At 52.4% G+C, this 4198-nt stretch carries 2 protein-coding genes, 2 pseudogenes and 1 other annotated feature; of the genes and pseudogenes, 3 read left to right on the top strand and 1 reads right to left on the bottom strand.

All coding sequences use genetic code 11. The features are described from left to right. Positions 1-678: pseudogene (locus AB9F26_RS21920) on the top strand (IS3 family transposase); the annotation flags it as partial. Between the two features lie 136 nt (positions 679-814). On the opposite strand, the gene AB9F26_RS21915 reads toward AB9F26_RS21920, so the two are convergent. Further along, positions 815-2311: a calcium-binding protein gene (locus AB9F26_RS21915; RefSeq protein ID WP_369769088.1), complete on the bottom strand. Its 1497-nt coding sequence runs from the start codon at positions 2309-2311 to the stop codon at positions 815-817. A 303-nt stretch (positions 2312-2614) separates the two neighbouring features. Here AB9F26_RS21915 and AB9F26_RS21910 point away from each other — a divergent pair. Beyond that, a pseudogene (locus AB9F26_RS21910) lies at positions 2615-3527 on the top strand (IS3 family transposase); the annotation flags it as partial. After that, positions 2889-3005 (top strand) — a sequence feature (AL1L pseudoknot). Its footprint overlaps the pseudogene before it by 117 nt. Positions 3528-3573: 46 nt before the next feature. Beyond that, positions 3574-4032: a helix-turn-helix domain-containing protein gene (locus AB9F26_RS21905; protein WP_369769087.1), complete on the top strand. Its 459-nt coding sequence runs from the start codon at positions 3574-3576 to the stop codon at positions 4030-4032. Positions 4033-4198: the final 166 nt, after the last annotated feature.

Genomic DNA, 4198 nt, shown 5'->3' with positions numbered 1-4198 from the left:
ACCACGCATGCGGGCGGCATCGTGTCCGCCGTTTGATGCGCCTCATGCGATTGGTGCCGATTTATCAGGAGCCCAACACCAGTAAAAAGCATCCGCAACACAAGATTTGGCCATATCTTCTGAGAAACGCGGTGATTGACCCTCCAAACCAGGTCTGGTGTGCAGATATTACCTACATACCGATGCGGCGCGGCTCCCTGTATCTCGTGGCCATTATGGATTGGTACAGCCGCAAGGTGCTGGCATGGCGGTTGTCAAATAGCATGGACGCCGCAAACTGCGTTGAGGCGCTGAAAGAGGCATTGGCCAATCACGGCACGCCGGAGATATTCAACACCCCCTCTCAGGCATTGCTTCGCAATACCCTGCCGGGCAATGGATCAGGGCAGCCAGTTCACCAGCGGCGATTGGATCGACGTGCTAACTGATGCCAAAATCAAGGTCAGCATGGATGGCAAAGGCGCGTGGCGCGACAATCGGATGATCGAGCGCGTATGGCGGTCACTCAAGTACGAATGCGTCTATCTGCACACCTTTGAGACAGGCTCAGAGGCAAAAGCCGGTATCATGAAATGGCTGGCCTACTATAATGCTGAACGTCCTCACTCGACCCATGGAATCTTGCCCCCCGACGAGGCCTATGCCAACAAAACAGAACCAATGAGAGTAGCAGCCTGACATGAAACCCTGATCCACTTTAACAAGGCTGCAAACTGGTCGAAAACTTAGGACCACCTCTTTCCAACAGAATAAGACGTGAGCAGACCTTGACGGTCATCGCAGCGATTTGGCTACTGAACCGCATTTTTCAAAATTATAAAAACATGAAGTTGTCGTTGTTAAAGAACTGAGTCCAGCTAATGGAATCATCAACGTCCACCAGAATTCGTTCGTTTGTTTCCTGAACCATTACCGCAAAATGTTTATTCCCATCTATTGTGGTCTCCCAACCAAAGAGATCATCAAGTGATCCAACATTATTGACGTTATCGAATTTTATTACATCAACTCCATTGGAAAAATCCGTAATCAAATCAAGTTGTGCATTCATTTGCGACCACGTTCCGTCGAGATTGTCCCAATCCACTAAATCACTGTTTGTGAATTCAAACGTATCAGCGCCATGTCCTCCGGTGAGGATGTCCGCCCCTTGGCCACCAATTATCCTATCATCACCGCTCTGCCCGAATATCACATCCTGACCTGCGCTTCCGTAAAGTCGATCATCACCATTTCCGCCGTAGAGTTGGTCGTTGCCGTATCCACCGCCCAGCAGGTCATTACCGTCTCCGCCACCCAGCAGGTCATTACCCCCTTCGCCGATCAAGGTGTCGGCCCCCATACTGCCGTAAAGTCGATCGTCACCGTGTCCGCCGTAGAGCTGGTCATTGCCGGTTCCGCCGCCTAGCAAGTCATTACCGTCTCCACCAACCAGCAAGTCATTACCGTCTTCGCCGATCAAAGTGTCGGCCCCCATACTACCGTAAAGTCGATCATCACCGTGCCCGCCGTAGAGCTGGTCATTGCCGTATCCGCCGCCCAGCAAGTCATCGCCGGTTCCGCCTAAAAGGGTATCGTTCCCATCGTCTCCAAGGACGGTATCGTTGCCGCCGCCTCCCCAAATTCGATCATTGCCAGCGAAGCCGCGTGCGAAGTCGTCGTTCAGGCCCGCCGCGATCAGATCGTCTTCCGAGGTTCCCAGAATTTTGGCAAGCACGTCGGCGGCATCAACGTCGGTGTCATTGATTGTGACGCCGTTCGTCGGCGAGAAGCCGGCTGGAACGAAATTCTGTGGGTCGATGTATGGGACTGTTTCCAAGACAGAAAAGTCTGGAAGCTGGCTTTCAAGGAGGAAGTGACCTTCTTGGTGGGGGGAGTGCGAATCTCCGCCTCCACTCATACCAATGCGCGCACCTTCAATTGCATAAAAGATGTGACCACCTGAGGCTGTGTCGATTAGCAACCACTGCTGCGGTTGCGATCCCATTTCGTGATGGGCTCCGTTAAATTCGACAACGCGAACATTACTGGGCAAATTGTTGAAGTCGAGCAAATTTCCTTCAATCCGAATTTCGTCCCGAGACGCATCAAAGTCCTCGAGGCGGCCGACAATGACATCAGCAACGTTGTTAATGTTTTGAAAATTGAAAGTGTCCGCGCCGCCACCGGAGCGCGCATGATGGCCATGCGAAAACTTTGTGATGCTTGAAAATTCTAAGTTATCCCAATGGTCATAGATATTATCGACACCCCCACCGTAGGTATGGATTTGCGTTTTTCCATCTGTAGCGACATATGTTCTGGTTACCATTCCTGCCTCATACTCAAATTAGGTTGCATCACGTTTTTTGGCCGCGAGCGCAAAACTCCTGAAGGGCCGGTGCTTAGACCATGTTGCTACTCCGGAACGTCGGAGAGAGTTGATCGTCTGCCGTACCGCTGCATTCAATAATCCATGAATGTGTTGACCAAAGACAGTGCTATAAGGAATAGCTACGCGACTCTAATGCTCACCTCACTGTACGAAAGGGTACTGGAGTGGCCCGGAAAGATACCAGAAATGAACCGCGCGGGTTTTGCCGGAGGCTCCAACTCATGAGTAGGATGGAGCATTATGAACAAAACAACGAACGAGTATTCACCAGAAGTTCGCGAACGTGCTGTGCGGATGGTATTGGATGGCAGCATGAAAGCCGTTGGTCGGCGATTATGTCGGTTGCGTCAAAGATTGGCTGTGCGCCGCAAACACTGAACGAATGCGTGAAGAAGGTCGAGATTAACACTGGCCAGCGTGGCTGCGTCACGACCGAGATGGCGGAGAAGATGAAGGCCTTGGAATGCGAAGTTCGTGCGCTCAAACATGCCAATGAGATCCTTCGCAAAGCGTCCGCATGTTTTGCCCAGGCGGAGCTCGACCGCCCATTCAAACGATGATCCAGTTCATAGAGGATCACCGCGATGCCTATGGGGTCGAGCTTATTTGCAGAGTTCTGCCAATTGCCCCTGCGACGTTTTACGACAACCTGGCAAAGCGGGCAGACCCGTCGCTTCCATCGGATCGCGCCAAGCGTGACGAAGAACTGAAGCCTGAGATCGAGCGGGTCTTTGAGGCAAACCTCAGCGGTCCGTAAGGTTTGGCATCAGATGCGCAGAGAAGGCTTTGATATCGCGCGTTGCATTATCGCCAGACTGATAAGGATAAAGGCATTGAAGGCGTCACTCGCAGCAAGAAGCCCAGAACGACTATCCCTGACAAGGCACTGCCTTGCCCACTGGATCGGGTAAACCGTCAGTTCTATGCACCCGCCCCAAACGTTCTCTGGGTGAGTGACTTGACCTATTTCGCGACGAGGCAGGGCTTTGTCTACGTCGCCTTTGTCATCGACGTTTTTGCGCGGCGGATTGTTGGGTAGCGGGCAAGTCGCACGCCCAATGCAGGCTTCGTTGTAGACGGTTTGGAACAGGCCATTCACCAGTGCAAGCCAGCGCAGGATCAACTCGTGCATCACTCGGATCGAGGGTCACAGGGCGGATTCAACCGGTAGTCACAACACCCCATTTTAGGAGGTGTAGATGACAACAGGCAAACGAAAATCAGAACGTTCGACACGTGGAAAATTATGCTCGCCAGGACGGCCACCGGTCTGGCATCGTGAGAATCTTTGCCGGTTCTGGCGGGGCGTGGCCGCAGGTCATTCCAGTGAGGTGTCCGCCGTCGAAGCGGGTGTTTCCGGTCATGTCGGAATCCGGTGGTTTCGGAGTTCTGGTGGAATGCCTCCCACACATCTTACACCCTCGGCGACTTCTCTGACGAGCCGAAATCTGACTTTCTCTGAGCGAGAAGAAATTGCTTTGGAGTGCGCTAGAGGGACAGGTGTCCGTGCAATCGCGCACAAGCTTGGGCGATCACCCAGCACAATTTCGCGGGAGATTAGACGCAACTCTGCAACGCGCGGGGGCGTTTTCGACTGGCCTGCCCCCCGAAACTTCCCTCACTTTAATGTAGAGTTTGCTCAACCTTTGAAGGAATAAGCAAATGCGACAGAGTCGTTTTACTGAGGCCCAGATTATTGGGCTGGTAATCCCCCCTAAAATTAGTGGTGTTCAAAAGTAGAATTTTCTCGGCAATATATCTGAGGAGATTTTTGATGAAGACAGCACGGTATAGCGACGCACAGATCATGGGCATTTTGAAGCA

The sequence above is a fragment of the Falsihalocynthiibacter sp. BN13B15 genome (genome assembly GCF_041205415.1).
GTDB classification, from domain to species: Bacteria; Pseudomonadota; Alphaproteobacteria; order Rhodobacterales; family Rhodobacteraceae; genus Falsihalocynthiibacter; species Falsihalocynthiibacter arcticus.
Note: the sequence above shows the minus strand (reverse complement) of the source record. Positions and strands in the feature narration are given on the sequence as shown.